Origin of the sequence: Streptomyces sp. NBC_00207, from assembly GCF_045160965.1 — a bacterium.
Lineage (GTDB): Bacteria > Actinomycetota > Actinomycetes > Streptomycetales > Streptomycetaceae > Streptomyces.
Map to the genome: position 1 here is coordinate 2,307,736 of NZ_CP130715.1, position 15,461 is coordinate 2,323,196.

Genomic DNA, 15,461 nt, shown 5'->3' on the forward strand with positions numbered 1-15,461 from the left:
GCCACTCCACGTACAGCGAGTGAGCCTACGAGCTGAGTGATACCGCCCGTAATGCACCATCCTTGCACATTGGCGCACGATCGTTGCGCGGATCTGTCCGGGATGGCCCTTTGTTGCGTGTGGATGATCGATCGCTGCGCGGCCCTCCTCGAACCCCGTTTCTTGACACTTCGTCAGATGTGTCGCAGCGTGCCGCCTGACGGCATTGGTGCGACCGGAGGCGGTGGATCCGGGCCCGCGCGGGGTACGGGTCGCCGAGACCGCGACCGGGAGCGAAAGCTCCCGGACCGGGACCGCGGGCACGATCGGAGGCGAAGCGTGAGCAGACCGGGCACTGACCAGCAGTGGCCGTGGCAGGATCCGCACCCCTTCCTGCGCGGGGTCGCCTGGCTGGACAAGGGGCGCCCGGTGCGGGCCGACCCGGCGGACACCATGCGGCTGCCCTGGGACACCGGCGAGCGGGCCACCCTGCCCATAGGGGTCCGGCTGGAGTTCACCACCGGGACCGCGTGGGCGGTGGAGATCCGCTACCGGGCGACCGTGCCCGGCCCCACCGACGCCCTGCGCGACCTCGCACACGGCTTCGCCCTGTGGGACCGGCACGGGGTGGTCTCCGAGGTGTTCACCGAACCGGCCGCGGAGGCGGTCGTACGGATCGACCTGGGGGGCGGCAACGGCCCGTTCACCATCCACCCGCCCGAGACCCAGTCCCCGCTGGTCCTCGGCCTGCGCGGGATCGGCGGCCTCCTCACCCCTGCGCCGCCCGCCCCGCGCTGGGTGGTGCACGGCGACTCCATCACCGAAGGCTGGTGGTCCACCCGCCCCGCGCACGGCTGGCCCTCGGTCACCGGCCGCGCACTCGGCTGGGACACCGTCAACCTCGGCTACGCGGGCGCCGCGCGCGGCGAGCTCACCACGGCCGAACAGCTCGCGGGCCTGCCCGCCGACGTCCTCACCCTCGCCTTCGGCACCAACTGCTGGTCCCGGGTGCCCTTCTCGGCACCCCTGCTCTACGAGACCACGCGCGCCTTCCTCGAACTGGTCCGGCAGGGGCACCCGCGGACCCCGCTGCTGCTGGTCTCGCCGGTGCTGCGGCCCGACGCGGAGCGCACCCCGAACAAGCTCGGCGCCACCCTGGGCGCCCTGCGCGACGCGATGGAGCGCGCCACCCGCGACCGGATCAGCGCCGGGGACGACCGGCTCGCCGTCCTCCCGGGCCGGGACCTGCTCGGTCCCGAGCACCTGGAGGACGGGCTGCACCCCAACGACAGCGGACACCAGGTACTCGGCCTCGCTGTGGCCACGGCTCTGCGGCGCGCCGGGTTCGGCGCGGGGTGAGTGAAACAGCCCACACGAACTCCCTTGAACAGATCTCTGCCATCAGGGCGTGTCCTGAGCACAGTTGCCGCCGCCGGGGGCGACGGCACGACAGACACCACACGTGGGAGAGATCAAGATGGGCATCAAGCGCGGAACCACCCTTGCAGCCGTCGCGATGACGGTCGTCCTCGCGGCGACCGCCTGCGGTCCGTCCGACGACAAGGCGGCCGACTCGGCCCAGCCCGCCGGTGCCGCCTCCCAGGCTCCCGCCGCCGACGGGGGATACGGGGCCCCCGCCGCGGACGCGGGATCGGGCGCCAAGCCCGGCGGGCAGCTGGCCACCGCCAACAACGACAAGCTCGGCGCGGTGCTCACCGACAGCGCGGGGCTCACGCTCTACCGCTTCGACAAGGACACGGCCAAGCCGCCGAAGTCGAACTGCGACGGGGACTGCGAGAAGACCTGGCCGGTGGTCGCCGCCGGCGATGCCACCGCCGCGGCGGGCATGGATCCCTCGCTGCTCGGCGAGGTCGTGCGCAGCGACGGCAGCAAGCAGCTGACGGTGGCCGGCTGGCCCGCGTACCGCTACAACAAGGACGCCAAGGCGGGGGACTTCAACGGCCAGGGCGTCGGCGGGGTGTGGTTCGCGCTCGCACCGGACGGAAAGAAGGCCGCCAAGGGGGCGGCGACCGAGGCGGCACCGCCGGCCGCGGGCGGCGCCGCCGAGGCCGACGGGAAGCTGTCGGTGGCCAAGGACCCCAAGCTGGGCGACCACATCGTCGACGGCAAGGGTATGACCGTCTACCGGTTCAAGCCGGACACCCAGTGGCCGATGACCTCCAAGTGCGTGGGCGACTGCCTGACCAAGTGGCCGGTCGTTCCGCCGGTGGAGAAGGCCAAGGACAAGGGGATCCCCGAGAAGAACTACTCGGTGCTCAACCGCCCGGACGGCCTGAAGCAGCAGAGCGTCGACTGCTGGCCCGTCTACACCTTCACCGGTGACAAGAAGCCCGGCGACATCAACGGCCAGGGCGTGGGCGGCACGTGGTACGCCGTCTCCCCCGAGGGCAAGCTCATCACCATCCAGTAGTCCCGTGGTCCCGTAGTCCCGGGACTGCTCCGAGACCCTCCAGGCCCCCCACCACGGTCGCGCGGCCCCTGCCCCCATCCCCCGGGGCGGGGGCCGCGCCCCGTTCCGCCGCGGGGCGCCGGTACCTAGACTCGGCGGCATGCTGCGCGTACTGGCCGTCGACGACGAGAAGCCGCTCCTGGAGGAACTCCTCTACCTGCTGCGCTCGGACCCCCGCGTGCTGAGCGCGGAGGGCGCCTCGGACGCCACCGAGGCCCTGCGCCGCGTCACCCGGGCGCTCGAGTCCGGACCGGACGGGGCCGACGGCATCGACGTGGTCTTCCTCGACATCCACATGGCCGGGCTGACCGGTCTGGACATCGCCCGGCTGCTGGCCGGGTTCGCGCAGCCGCCGCTGATCGTGTTCGTCACCGCCCACGAGGGCTTCGCCGTACAGGCCTTCGACCTGAAGGCCGTGGACTACGTGCTCAAGCCGGTGCGCCCCCAGCGGCTGGCCGAGGCCGTGCGGCGGGCCTGTGCGCAGCTGGGCCGCACCGGGGAGGCGCCGGTGGCCGCCGAGCCCGCGGCGAGCCCGTCGGCCGTGGTGCCGCCGCGCCGCCCGGCGGCCGAGGTCACGGTCGCCGACCGCGCCCCGGAGCAGATCGCGGTCGAGCTGGGCGGCGTCACCCGCTTCGTGGCGATCGCCGACATCGCCTACGTCGAGGCGCAGGGCGACTACGCCCGCCTCCACACCGACGAGGGCAGCCATCTGGTCCGGATCCCCGTGTCCACGCTGGAGGAGCGCTGGGCGGCGCGCGGGTTCGTACGGATCCACCGCCGCCATCTGGTGGCGCTGTCGCGGATCGACGAGATCCGGCTGGACGCGGGCACGACCAGTGTCCGGGTCGGGGCGGCGGAGCTGCAGGTCAGCCGCCGGCACGCGCGGGAGCTGCGGGACCTCCTGATGCGGCAGGCCACTGGCTGAAAGCGGTGGCCGGCCGGGCCCGTACGGGCCGCCCGTCCGCCGGCGCCCGACCGTCCGGCGCGCGCGGGAGCCGTTCGTCGCTCCGGGAGGGACGTACGGCGATCCGCCGGAGCCGTCGGCCGCACCGGCGGCGTGAACGGCCCGCCTCCGCCGACACCCCTGCGTATCGTGGATCTTCCGGCGCGGGAGGAGCGAGATGTCCGAGATCCAGGCGCTGGTCGACGCCCTGAGCGGACTGCCCCGTACCCGGCCGGCCGGGCCCGCCGAGGCGGAGGCACTGCTGGCCCGGCTGCGCAGCGCGGCCGCCCGCTGGGCCGACATCCTGTACGAGGCCCGCGAGGGGGTCCGCGAGCAGGTGCCGCCGCGTGCGGAGGCGGCCCTGACGCTGGCCTTCCGGCGCGCGGAGGAGTCGTACGTGGAGCTGGAGATCGCCTTGCGGGACTGCGCCGAGCACCGCGACCCGGCCGTCTGATCCACGAGCGGCGCGGGGTCCCGGGCGGCGCGCCGGCACCGGCGCCGCAGGGCCGGATCGTGCCTGTTGCCACGTCTCGGCTCGTGCGTAGACTCCGGTCTCCACTCACTCCGCCCCACTCGCCTCCGCCGAAGGACCCGACCGGTGAACCAGACGTACGCGCTGACCGCGGTCGCCGTCGTCGTGGTGGTCACCGTCCTGGTCGGCGCGCTGGGCCTGCGCATATCCCGGACCACCTCCGACTTCTACGTGGCCTCGCGCACGGTGGGGCCCCGGCTCAACGCCGCGGCCATCAGCGGGGAGTACCTCTCGGCCGCGTCCTTCCTCGGGGTGGCGGGGCTGGTGCTGCTCCAGGGGCCCGCGATGCTCTGGTACCCGGTGGGGTACACAGCCGGGTACGTGGTCCTGCTCGCGCTGGTGGCGGCCCCGCTGCGGCGCTCCGGCGCGTACACGCTGCCCGACTTCGCCGAGGCCCGGCTGGAGTCGCAGGCGGTGCGGCGGATCGCGGTGCTGTTCGTGGTCGGGGTCGGCTGGCTGTACCTGCTGCCGCAACTGCAGGGCGCCGGGCTGACGCTGGAGATCCTGACCGGGGCCCCGCACTGGGTCGGCGGGCTGGTCGTGGCCTTCGTGGTGAGCGCGGCGGTGGCGGCCGGCGGGATGCGCAGCATCACCTTCGTCCAGGCCTTCCAGTACTGGCTCAAGCTCACCGCCCTGCTGGTCCCGGCCTTCTTCCTGCTGGCCGCCTGGGCCGGGGACGGGGCGCCGCGGGCCACGTTCGACGCCCCGGCGGTCTTCCGGGAGCACACATCGGTGACCCTCGCGGAGGACGTGCGGCTGTCCCTGGACGAGCCGCTGACGGTCACGGTGACCGGGCAGGTGGACGGGCACGGCTACGTGGCGGTCCCGGTGACCCTCGCCCCCGGCGGGCATTCCGTACGGGCGCACGCGCGGCTGGAGTTCGCCCCGGACACGCCCGTCCCGGACACCCGCGCGGAAGCCGGTCTCGGGGTGTCCAGCTGGTCGGAGCCGCTGTCCGGGGACCGCCCGGAGCACCGGCTGTACGCCACGTACGGGCTGATCCTGGCCACCTTCCTCGGCACGATGGGCCTGCCGCACGTGGCGGTGCGCTTCTACACCAGCCCCAACGGGCGGGCCGCGCGGCGCACCACGCTGGTCGTCCTCGGCCTGGTCGGCGCCTTCTACCTGCTGCCACCGGTGTACGGGGCGCTGGGCCGGATCTACGCCCCCGAACTCGCCCTGACCGGAGACGCGGACGCGGCGGTGCTGGTGCTGCCCGAGCGGATGCTGGGCGGGCTGCTCGGCGAGCTGCTGGGGGCGCTGCTCGCCGGGGGCGCCTTCGCGGCGTTCCTCTCGACCGCTTCGGGGCTGACGATGGCCGTGGCCGGGGTGCTGCACCAGGACGTGCTGCCGGCGCGCGGGGTGCGCAGCTTCCGCTCGGCGGTGCTCGTGGCGATCCTGGTGCCGCTGGGCGGGAGCGTGGCGGCGACGGAGGTGCCGGTGGCCGACGCGGTGGGCCTGGCCTTCGCCGTGTCCGCGTCGTCGTTCTGTCCGCTGCTGGTGCTGGGCATCTGGTGGCGCGGGCTGACCCCGCCCGGGGCGGTGGCGGGGCTGGTCACCGGCGGCGGGGCCGCGCTGAGCGCGGTGCTGGCGACCCGGACGGGGCTGGCCCCGGCGGGCTGGGTGCACACGCTGCTGGCGTGGCCTGCGGTGTGGTCGGTGCCGCTCGGGTTCCTGACGATGGTCGCGGTGTCGCTGGCCACCCGGTCGCGGGTCCCGGCCGGGACGGCGGCCACCCTGGCCCGGCTGCACCTGCCGGAGAACGTGGCCGTGGACCGGGCGTGGGGGGCCTCCCGGCGGAGCGAGGGGGAGGGTGCGCGGTGAGCGCGGTGTGTCCGGCCGTGCCGGCCCTCCTGGCGGTGGCGGGTGCGGTCCTGCTGCTGGCAGCGGGCTGGGCGGCCGGCCGCCGGCACGCCCGGCGCGGTGAACGGGCGGCCGGGCTGGACCTCGGGACGCCGGTGGAGCGGGCCACCTTCCACACCCTGCACACGGCTTCGCTGGCCGCTCCCCCGCTGCGCGCCGGGCTCACCGAGGACGCCGCCCGCAAGGCCGCCCGGCGGCTGCGGTCACTGCTGGGCACCGAGGCCCTGTGCCTCACGGACCGGGAGTCGGTGCTGGCCTGGGACGGCCCGGGCGCCGACCACCACGAGCGGCGGGCGATGGCCCGGGTGGCGGTGATGCTGGAGTCGGGCCGCAGCCAGAGCGTGCGGACCGAGTGCCAGCGGCCCGGCTGTCCGCTGAAGTGGGCGGTGGTGGCCCCGCTCACCGGCGAGGACGGGATGCTGGGCGCGCTGGTGGCGTACGGGTCACGGGAGTCCGCGGTCCTGGTGCGGGCCGCGACGGAGGTCGCCCGGTGGGTGTCCGTACAGCTGGAGCTGTCCGAGCTGGACCGCTCGCGGACCCGGCTGATGGAGGCGGAGATCAAGGCGCTGCGGGCGCAGATCTCCCCGCACTTCATCTTCAACTCGCTGGCGGCGATCGCCTCGTTCGTCCGCACCGATCCGGAGCACGCCCGGGAACTGCTGCTGGAGTTCGCGGACTTCACCCGGTACTCCTTCCGGCGGCACGGGGACTTCACCACGCTCGCCGAGGAGTTGCGCTCCATCCAGCAGTATCTGGCGCTGGCCGGAGCCCGGTTCGGCGACCGGCTGAAGGTGACCTTGCAGGTGGCGCCCGAGGTGCTGCCGGTGACGCTGCCGTTCCTGTGCCTGCAGCCCCTGGTGGAGAACGCCGTGAAGCACGGACTGGAGGACTCCACCGCGGAGTGCCGGATCACCATCACCGCGCAGGACGCGGGCGCGGAAGCGGTGATCACCGTCGAGGACAACGGGGTGGGAATGGATCCGGCCCTGCTGCGCCGGATCCTGGCCGGGGAGCACAGCGGTTCCTCCGCCGGCATCGGGCTGCCCAATGTCGACGAGCGGATCCGGCAGGTGTACGGGGACGAGTACGGGCCGGTGATCGAGACGGGCGTGGGCGCCGGCATGAAGGTCACCATCCGAATCCCCAAATACCGTGCAGGTGTGCACAGTTCACCGTCGGGACATCATCTCCCCCGCCCCTGAGCAGCCGATCCCGTGTCATCCTGGGAGGGGCGCGGCGCGACCGGTGGGGGCACCCCCGGCAGTGACTGCGGAAGGGATCGCCGACGTGCGGGTCGGGCGAGAGCAGCTTCGTGACGAGTTGCGGCAATGGGTGCGCGGGGGCGCCGAGGGAACAGGGGCCTTCCTGGTCGTGGAGGGCGAGGCCGGCGCGGGCCGGACCGACTTCGTACGGGACGCCCTGACACGGGCGGCGTCCCTCGGCTGCCGCGTGCGGTACGCGGCGGCGGACGACCCCGGCGTGGAACTGCCGCTGCGCGCCGCACTGGACTGCCTGCACCCCCGCGGCCCGGACCGGGCCGCGGCCGTCGCCCTGCTGCGGGAGGCCGAGGAGGCGGCGCGGCCCGGCGGCGCACTGCTGGCCGCCATGGACCTGCTGACGGCCGCGGTCGAGGAGTGGTGCGCACAGCGGCCGCTGCTGCTGGTGCTGGACGACGCGCACCGGGCGGACGCGGCCAGCCTGCTGCTGTGGCGGCACCTGGCCGACCGGGCGGTGACGGGCCGGCTGCCGCTGCTGCTGGCGGCGACCCGGCGTCCGCTGCCCCGGCGCCCCGAGGTGGAGGAGCTGTGCGCGACCCCGGGCGGGCGCACGCTCCGGCTGGAGCCGCTGTCCGCGGCGGAGACGGCCGGGCTGGTCCGGGACCTGCTGGGGGCCGGGCCGGGGCCCCGGCTGCGGGAGGCGGCGGAGCAGGCGGGCGGCAATCCGCGGCTGCTGAGGGAGCTGCTCGCCCACTGGTCCGGGCTCGTCCGTGTCGACGGGGACTGCGTGGAACTCCTGGTCCCGGAAGAGGAGTTGCCGCCGCCGCCCGCCTCGCTGACCCGGGAGCCGGACCGGCTCTCCGAACCCGCGCGCACCACCCTGCGGCACGCGGCGCTGCTCGGCCCGGCCTTCACCGCGCGCGAGCTGGCCCTCGTACGGGGCGCGCCGGCCCGCGAGCTGCTCGCGGAGCTGGAGGAGCCGATGGCGGCCGGGCTGCTGGCGGACACCGGCGGCTCCCTGCGCTTCCGCCACCCGGCGCTGCGCCTGGCGATGTACGCCGGGACCCCCGAGGCCCTGCGCGCCGCCCTGCACCAGGACGCGGCGCGGGCCTTCGCCGAGGCGGGGCTGGACCCGGACCGGACCGCCGAACAGCTGGTGCGCGGCGGCCGGCTGGCCCCGTGGGCGGTGCGCTGGCTGGCGGACTCGGCGCCGGCGCTGATCGCCGGGGCGCCGGGCGCGGCGGCCGAGCTGCTGGAGCGAGCCATCGCGCAGGGCGGCCTGCGGGAGCCGGAGACCCGCGACGCGCTGGAGGAACGGCTGGCGGACGCGGCGCTGATGCTGCGCCGCCCCGAGTCGGTGGACCTCCTCGACACGCTGCGCGGCCGGACTACGGACCCCGACCGGCGGGCCGGGGTGGACTTCAAACTGGTCTCCGCGCTGATGATCCAGGGGGACATGGCCCGGTCCCTGGCGGTCACCGAGCGGGCGCTGGCGGAGGAGTTCCCGTCCGCCGCCCTGCGGTTGCGCCTGGAGGCCTGCCGGGTACTGGCCATGGCCGATCTGCACCGCGCCACCGAGGCGTACGCGCTGGCCGGGCCGGTGGTGGAACGGGCGCGCCGGCTGCGCGATCCGCTGTGCGGGGCGGAGGCCCACCACGCCGCCTCCTACGCGCTGTTCCACCTGGGCCGCGGCCGGGACTCGCTGCGCCATGTCGCGGAGGGGATCGCCTGTGCGCGGCGCAGCCCCGAGGCCAATGACATGCGGTTGCTGCTGCTGGCGAACCAGGCGGAGGGCCACATGCGGTTCGACGAGCCGGCGACGGTGGTGGCGGCGCTGCGGGAGGCCCGGGAGCTGGCGGCGGCGACCCGTTCGACGGGACGGCTGGTGGTGACCGAGGCGCGGCTCGCCGAGTTCCACTACCGGCTCGGCGACTGGGACGAGGCCCTCGCCGGGGTGGCCCGGGCGTGCGCGCTGCCCGTCTCGGACGGCTGGCTGCCGGTGGTGGTGCACGGGCTGCGGGCGCTGGTCCTGGGCCACCGCGACGAGCGGGAGGCCGCGGGGGCCGAGCTCGAAGCCCTGCCGGCCGCTGCCTTCGCCTCGCCCGCGGCCCGCCGCTACGCCTCCCACGTGCTGCTGGCCCGGGCGCTGTCGGCGGAGCGGGACGGCCGGCCGGCCGACGCGCTGGAGGCGCTGGCGCCCGCGCTGGAGGAGGGGGTCGAGGAGGCGGTGGCGTACGACCGCCCCTGGGTGCTGTCGGAGATCGTCCGGCTGGCCCTGGAGTGCGGGGAGGCGGCCACGGCCCGGAGGGCGGTGGAGTGCTGCGGGCGGGCGGCGCGGACGCTGGCCGAGTACCCGGGGCCGGCGCTGGCCCTGCTGCGCTGCCAGGGCCTGTTCGCGCAGGATCCCGAACTGCTGGCGCAGGCGGTGGCGCGGGCCGAGCGCGGAGGGTGGCCGCTGGTGCTGGGCCACACCCTGGAGGACCTTGCGGTGGCGCGGGCCTGGCACGGCGATCTCTCCGGGGCCAGGTCGGCGCTGACGCGCGCGGCGGCCGCGTACGAGGGCCTGGGCGCCCGGTGGGACATCGCCCGGGCCGATGCCCGGCTGCGCAGCCTGGGTGTGCGCAGGGGCAGCAGATCGGCGCGGCGCAGGCCGGCGAACGGCTGGGAGGCGCTGACCCCGGCCGAGCTGAAGGTGGCGCTGCTGGTGGCGCAGGGCCGCTCGAACCCGGAGATCGCGAGCGCGCTGTTCCTCTCGCCCAGGACCGTGCAGACGCACGTGTCGCACATCCTGGCCAAGCTGCAGGTCCGCTCGCGGGCGGCGGTGGCCGCTCAGGCGGCGACGCGGCCGGGTCCGCCGGGCCCGTAGCCGGGCATGGCGGCGCGCAGGGCCCGCAGGGCGTAGTGCGTACGGGACTTCACGGTGCCCGCGGGCACCCCGAGCGCTTCGGCGGCCTCGCAGACGGAGGCCCCTCGGTAGTAGATCTGCACGAGCACGGCGCGGTGCTCGGGGCTCAGTAATCGCAGGGCCCGGCGGACGTCGAGGGCGGCGACGGCCTGCTCGGTGCGGTCGTCGGCGGCCGGGGAGTGCGCGAGGGCCTCCGGGCCGACCTCGGTGGGCCGCACCAGGCGGGCGCGGCGGGCGTCGATGGCCAGGCGCCGGGCGACGGTGTAGAGCCAGGGCCGCATGGAGGCGTGGCCGCTCTCCAGCGCCTCCGGGTGCTGCCAGGCCCGGAAGAGGGTCTCCTGCAGGAGGTCCTCGGCGCGGTGCCGGTCGCCGAGGGTCAGGCCGAGGAGGAAGCCGTAGAGCGCCTTGCCGTGCTCGCCGTGCAGCCGGGCGAGGGCGTGCGGGTCGGTTCTGGCCACGGGGTGCCCCTTCCTGGTCGGGACCTCAGCGTGACCGAACGGCGCCCAGGAGTTATCCGCCGCTTGGCGTATCCGGTGCCCGCCTGCGCCGAACGGTCTCCCGCCACGCCGAACGGTCACCGCGACCGGTTCGGACGGCCGCTGCGCGGAGCGGTCCCCGACCCGCCCTTCCAGCCCCGGGAACGGCCGTGGCCCCGGCGCCGCCCAGGGAGGGGCGGGGCCGGGGCCACGGGGAAAGAGCTAGCTCCAGCTGGCGTGGAGCGGCTTGCCCTCGGCGTAGCCCGCCGCGGACTGGATGCCGACGACCGCCTTCTCCTCGAACTCCGCCAGCGAGCCCGCACCGGCGTACGTGCACGAGGAGCGGACACCGGCGATGATCGAGTCGATCAGGTCCTCGACGCCCGGACGCGACGGGTCGAGGAACATGCGCGAGGTGGAGATGCCCTCCTCGAACAGGCCCTTGCGGGCGCGGTCGTAGGCCGACTCCTCGCTCGTGCGGTTCTGCACCGCGCGCGCCGAGGCCATGCCGAAGGACTCCTTGTAGAGGCGGCCGTCGGCCGACTGCTGGAGGTCGCCCGGGGACTCGTAGGTACCGGCGAACCAGGAGCCGATCATGACGTTGGACGCGCCGGCGGCCAGCGCCATCGCCACGTCGCGCGGGTGACGGACGCCGCCGTCGGCCCACACGTGCTTGCCGTGCTTCTTTGCCTCGGCCGCGCACTCCAGGACTGCGGAGAACTGCGGGCGGCCCACGCCGGTCATCATGCGGGTGGTGCACATGGCGCCGGGGCCCACACCGACCTTGATGATGTCCGCGCCGGCGTCGATGAGGTCCTTGACGCCCTCGGCGGCGACGATGTTGCCGGCCACGATCGGGACCTGCGGGTCGAGCGCGCGGACGGCCTTGATCGCGTTGATCATCGATTCCTGGTGGCCGTGGGCCGTGTCGATGACGAGCGTGTCCACGCCCGCGTCGAGCAGCTGCTTGGCCTTGGCCACGAAGTCGCCGTTGATGCCGACGGCGGCCGCGATGCGCAGCTTGCCGTTGGCGTCGGTCGCCGGGGTGTAGAGGGTCGCGCGCAGGGCGCCCTTGCGGGTGAGGATGCCGACGAGCTTGCCGTCCTTGTCGACGGCGGGGGCCAGCTTGCGGTGGCCGGCGTCGAGCTTGTTGAAGGCCTCGCGGGGGTCGATGTCGGCGTCGAGGAGCAGCAGCTCCTTCGACATGACCTCGGAGAGCTGGGTGAAGCGGTCGACGCCGCTCAGGTCGTGCTCGGTGACGACGCCGACCGGGCGGCCCTCGCCGTCGACGACGACTCCGGCGCCGTGGGCGCGCTTGGGCAGCAGGGACAGCGCGTCGGCGACCGTCTGGGTGGGCGCCAGCGTGATCGGGGTGTCGAGCACGTGGTGGCGGGTCTTCACCCAGGAGATGACGTCGGTGACGATCTCGATCGGGATGTCCTGCGGGATGACGACGATGCCGCCGCGGCGGGCGACGGTCTCGGCCATCCGGCGGCCCGCGATGGCGGTCATGTTGGCCACGACCAGCGGAATGGTGGTGCCGGTGCCGTCGGGCGAGGAGAGGTCGACGCCCTGGCGGGAACCGACCGCGGAGCGGCTCGGAACCATGAACACATCGTCGTACGTCAGGTCGTACGGCGGCTTCGAGTCATTGAGGAAACGCACGTGCTGAACATCCCAGTCGATCGGAGGTACCTCGACGGGTCAGCCGAGGAAACGCACGTACTTCATTCTCCCACGGCCTGGCGTTTACACAGTCCGGGCCGATCGTCCAGGACATACCGGGCCGCATGGTTGTTTCCTACGGGACCTTGGTCACGGCCGGCCGGGCCGGCCCTTCCCTCCGGTGCACCGGGCCGCGGCGCCGGGCCAGCGGGAGAACCGTTCCTCCGTGCCGGACCGCCGTGAACTCGGCGGCGATGGCCAGGGCGGTCTCCTCGGGGGTTGCGCCGCCGAGGTCCAGCCCGATGGGTGAGCGCAGCCGGGCGAGCGCGGAGTCCGTCACCCCTTCCTCCCGCAGCCGTCTCTCGCGTTCGGCGTGGGTGCGCCGCGATCCCATGGCTCCGACGTAGCCCACGGGCAGCCGCAGGGCCAGTTCCAGCAGCGGTACGTCGAATTTGGCGTCGTGGGTGAGGACGCACACGGCGGTACGGGAGTCCAGGCGGCCCGCCTCCCATTGCGCGGCCAGGTGCCGGTGCGGCCAGTCGACGACGACCTCGTCGGCGTCGGGGAAGCGCTCGGGGGTCGCGAAGACGGGCCGGGCGTCGCACACGGTGACCCGGTGGCCGAGGAAGGCGCCGATCCGCGCGAGGGCCGCGGCGAAGTCGATGGCCCCGTAGACGAGGAGGCGGGGCGGCTCGGCGGTTGATTCGACGAGCAGGGTGAGGGGCTCCCCGCAGAGTCCGCCGGCGGTGCCGAGCTCGGCGGTGCCGGTGCGCCCGGCCAGCAGCAGGGCCCGTACCTGCCCGGCGGCGGCCCGGTCCAGGGCGGGGCCGCCGGCGAGCCCGCCCTCGTAGGAGCCGTCGGCGTGGACGGCGAGCGCCCGGCCGAGCTGGCGGGGCGGGCCGGAGACGACACGGGCGAGCGCGGCGCGGGTGCCGCCGGCGGCGGCGTCGAGCACGGAGCCGAGCACGGGCCGGACCGGGTCGAGTCCGCGCACCGGGGTGACCAGTACGTCCAGGACTCCCCCGCAGGTCAGGCCCACGGCGAAGGCGTCGTCGTCGCTGTAGCCGAAGCGGTGCAGGCCGCCCTGGCCGGAGGCGATCGCGTCGAGGCACAGCTCGTGCACGGCGGATTCCACGCAGCCCCCGGAGATGGAGCCGAGCGCGGTGCCCCGGGCGTCGACGGCGAGGGAGGCACCGGGGCCGCGCGGGGCGCTGCCGCTGACGGCCACGACGGTGGCCAGTGCGAACTCCCGTTGGGCGGCGCACCACGCGCGTAGCTCGTCGGCTATGTCGAGCATCAGCGGATGTACTCGCGGCGCGGGGCCTGGCCGGGGAGGTACGGGCGCGGCGGCAGCGCGGCCGGGGCCGCCGGCCGGGCTGCGGCGGTCCGGGCCGCCGTGGCGGCCGGCCGGGTGACGGCGGCGCGGGCGGGTCCGGGGTATCCGTCGGGCAGATGCGGCCGGGTGCCGAGCAGTGTGGCGGCGTGGGCCACGCTCGCGAGGGTGGCGTGGTGGTGCCAGCCGCGGAAGGAGCGGCCCTCGAAGTCGCGGATGCCCACCGGTTCGCAGGTCTCGGCGAAGTCCAGGGAGACCCTGTCAATGAGTTTGGCGAGCAGGAAGAGCTGGGCGAGGGGCCGGTCGCCGATGTTGGTGATCCAGAACTCGGAGGGCAGCAGGGCGGCTTCGGTCCAGGCTCCGAGCAGCAGCAGCGGGGTGGGCGGCGCGGGGACGGGCCGGTCCTCGCAGGGGGTGGCGAGGATCGAGGCCGAGGTCAGCAGGGTCACCGCGCCTTCGGCCCGGCCGTGCCGGGTCCATTCGACGACGCGGCGCTGGGACCGGAGGGAGTCGATGAGTTCGCGGGCGGGAGCGGTGTGCGGTCCGGGTTTGTGGCGGCCGGCGCCGCCGAAGGAGACGGGCAGGGAGCCGTCGACCTTGAAGACGAAGGGGATGTCCTGCAGCGTGAAGGACTCGATGCTCTGCGGCAGATCGCCGTTGGCGACCTCCATCACCACGGGCCGGCGCTGGAGTTGCCAGGTCGCGGCCATCCGCTGGACGGCGTGTACGGCGTCCTGGGCGGGGGTGAGGGAGCGGGCGGTGTCGGGGATGCCGGCCCGTCGGCGGCGCAGGAGTTCGCTGGTCCAGGGCCCGGGGAGGGTGAGGGTCCATTCGACCGGGAAGCTGGCCTCACTGGAGGCGAGCCAGATCCCGCTGGCCTGCTGACAGTTGGCGGTGCGGCCGAGCTGGGGGACGAACTGCCGGCCGACGCCGACCGAGCGGTCGCCGGCCTTCTCTATGACCATGGGCTGGAGCACCCAGGCCAGGGGGCGCTGGGCGGTGCGTTCGAGGTGCTGGGCGAGGGAGCGGCGGACCGGGGTCCAGTCCCAGGGGGACTTGCTGATGAACTGCTGGAGGCTCTGCTCGACGGAACTGGCCCCTGTTCCGGCGATGTTACGGATTGTTTTCTTCCCGGTGGTCCGCACCAACCCGTTCAGATAAACGCGGGCCCAGTTTCGCTGGTCCCGCCGGGGTAAGGACTCGAAGAGCAGAGAGATCAGGACGTCGATCAATTCGGAGATTTCCTTCGTGGAATCCTCCGGCAGGACTACGCGAGCCATCTGGGCCTCCCCCGCGACCAGCTAGATCCAATACCCTACTTGACCGCGCAGAACGGCCGTAGGCCCCGGCGGCTACTTCCTGAGGTCGCTGGCAGTTTCGAGCCGCTCTTCCTCTACCACGAGGGGGATGGGGATCTGGTTCGCCGCATAGTAGATCGCGATCAGGAAATGTGCGACAAGCGTGAGTGTTGCGGAGTAGAAGGCCAGCGCGACGGTGAGGGGGTAGGCGATGGCACCGAGACCGAAGCGCACCCGTGTGGCTCGTGCGCCCTCCCGGTCCACCTGCTCGTGGAAGAGGTGGCCGACCCGGGTGACGTACCACCAGAAGGCCAGGAACGCCGTGGCGTAGGCCACGGTGACGCCGCTGTAGAGGACCGCGGCCGCGTTGGCGGAGCCGCCTTCCTCCATGAGGTGTTCGGCGAGGACGTTGGTGGTGTAGGGGACCACCGATACCACCATCAGCACCAGGAGATTCAGGAACAGCAACGGGCGGTCGACCCTCTTCAGGTGACTGAAGATGGTGTGGTGGTTCACCCACATCACACCGATGATGAGGAAACTCACGACGTAGGCGGCGTAATGGGGCCACTGTTCCCGGACGCCGTGCCAGAACTCTGATCCCGTTTCTTCCGGAACCTTCAATTCCAGAACAAGGATGGTGATGATGACGGCGAATACTCCGTCACTGAATGCCTCGATCCGCCCGGTTTCGTTTTCCATTGCCTCCCCTTTGCCACCGCTCGCATATATGCGCAGTCTGCAAACGCACGGTATGCCACACATACGGGGAGGGCGTTC

12 protein-coding genes are annotated in these 15,461 nt (G+C 73.9%); 7 read left to right on the forward strand and 5 right to left on the reverse strand.

The window, feature by feature from the left end:
- The first annotated feature begins 318 nt into the window (after positions 1-318).
- From OG472_RS11050 to OG472_RS11080, 7 genes are all read left to right on the forward strand, one after another.
- Positions 319-1,338 carry a GDSL-type esterase/lipase family protein gene (locus OG472_RS11050; protein ID WP_401609509.1) on the forward strand — a complete coding sequence of 340 codons (1,020 nt, stop codon included), beginning with the start codon at positions 319-321 and terminating at the stop codon, positions 1,336-1,338.
- 118 nt (positions 1,339-1,456) lie between these two features.
- Complete coding sequence (locus OG472_RS11055) at positions 1,457-2,410, forward strand: SCO0930 family lipoprotein (RefSeq protein WP_405943164.1); 954 nt, start codon at positions 1,457-1,459, stop codon at positions 2,408-2,410.
- A gap of 139 nt (positions 2,411-2,549) precedes the next feature.
- Positions 2,550-3,374: a LytR/AlgR family response regulator transcription factor gene (locus OG472_RS11060; protein ID WP_401609507.1), complete on the forward strand. Its 825-nt coding sequence runs from the start codon at positions 2,550-2,552 to the stop codon at positions 3,372-3,374.
- Between the two features lie 196 nt (positions 3,375-3,570).
- The gene (locus OG472_RS11065; RefSeq protein WP_362814223.1) at positions 3,571-3,846 is read left to right on the forward strand and encodes a hypothetical protein; all 276 of its coding nucleotides are present in this window, start codon (positions 3,571-3,573) and stop codon (positions 3,844-3,846) included.
- A 144-nt stretch (positions 3,847-3,990) separates the two neighbouring features.
- Positions 3,991-5,748: a cation acetate symporter gene (locus OG472_RS11070; protein WP_401609504.1), complete on the forward strand. Its 1,758-nt coding sequence runs from the start codon at positions 3,991-3,993 to the stop codon at positions 5,746-5,748.
- A 5-nt stretch (positions 5,749-5,753) separates the two neighbouring features.
- Positions 5,754-6,989: a sensor histidine kinase gene (locus OG472_RS11075; RefSeq protein ID WP_401609703.1), complete on the forward strand. Its 1,236-nt coding sequence runs from the start codon at positions 5,754-5,756 to the stop codon at positions 6,987-6,989.
- A gap of 85 nt (positions 6,990-7,074) precedes the next feature.
- Positions 7,075-9,870, forward strand: a complete 2,796-nt coding sequence (locus OG472_RS11080; RefSeq protein ID WP_405941366.1) for a LuxR C-terminal-related transcriptional regulator — start codon at positions 7,075-7,077, stop codon at positions 9,868-9,870.
- Here the strand turns inward: OG472_RS11080 and OG472_RS11085 are convergent.
- From OG472_RS11085 to OG472_RS11105, 5 genes are all read right to left on the reverse strand, one after another.
- Positions 9,834-10,367, reverse strand: a complete 534-nt coding sequence (locus tag OG472_RS11085) for a sigma-70 family RNA polymerase sigma factor (RefSeq protein WP_401609498.1) — start codon at positions 10,365-10,367, stop codon at positions 9,834-9,836. The two genes, OG472_RS11080 and OG472_RS11085, sit on opposite strands and share 37 nt — an antisense overlap.
- Before the next feature lie 240 nt (positions 10,368-10,607).
- A complete protein-coding gene (locus OG472_RS11090) occupies positions 10,608-12,050 on the reverse strand; it encodes a GuaB1 family IMP dehydrogenase-related protein (protein ID WP_401609495.1) in 1,443 nt (480 codons plus the stop codon).
- A gap of 136 nt (positions 12,051-12,186) precedes the next feature.
- Positions 12,187-13,347 (reverse strand): XdhC family protein, encoded by a 1,161-nt coding sequence (locus OG472_RS11095; RefSeq protein ID WP_405941367.1) that lies wholly within the window; start codon positions 13,345-13,347, stop codon positions 12,187-12,189.
- Positions 13,347-14,663, reverse strand: a complete 1,317-nt coding sequence (locus OG472_RS11100; protein WP_405829263.1) for an IS701 family transposase — start codon at positions 14,661-14,663, stop codon at positions 13,347-13,349. The genes OG472_RS11095 and OG472_RS11100 overlap by 1 nt, the downstream gene beginning before the upstream one ends.
- 72 nt (positions 14,664-14,735) lie before the next feature.
- Entirely contained in the window at positions 14,736-15,383 is a 648-nt protein-coding gene (locus tag OG472_RS11105; RefSeq protein WP_401609487.1) for a TMEM175 family protein, read from the reverse strand.
- Positions 15,384-15,461 lie beyond the last annotated feature (78 nt).

Coding starts and splice junctions, on each gene's coding strand:
- OG472_RS11055 (WP_405943164.1), top strand. CDS start 1,457: ATGGGCATCAAGCGCGGAACCACCCTTGCAGCCGTCGCGATGACGGTC.
- OG472_RS11060 (WP_401609507.1), top strand. CDS start 2,550: ATGCTGCGCGTACTGGCCGTCGACGACGAGAAGCCGCTCCTGGAGGAA.
- OG472_RS11065 (WP_362814223.1), top strand. CDS start 3,571: ATGTCCGAGATCCAGGCGCTGGTCGACGCCCTGAGCGGACTGCCCCGT.
- OG472_RS11095 (WP_405941367.1), bottom strand. CDS start 13,347: ATGCTCGACATAGCCGACGAGCTACGCGCGTGGTGCGCCGCCCAACGG.
- OG472_RS11100 (WP_405829263.1), bottom strand. CDS start 14,663: ATGGCTCGCGTAGTCCTGCCGGAGGATTCCACGAAGGAAATCTCCGAA.
- OG472_RS11105 (WP_401609487.1), bottom strand. CDS start 15,383: ATGGAAAACGAAACCGGGCGGATCGAGGCATTCAGTGACGGAGTATTC.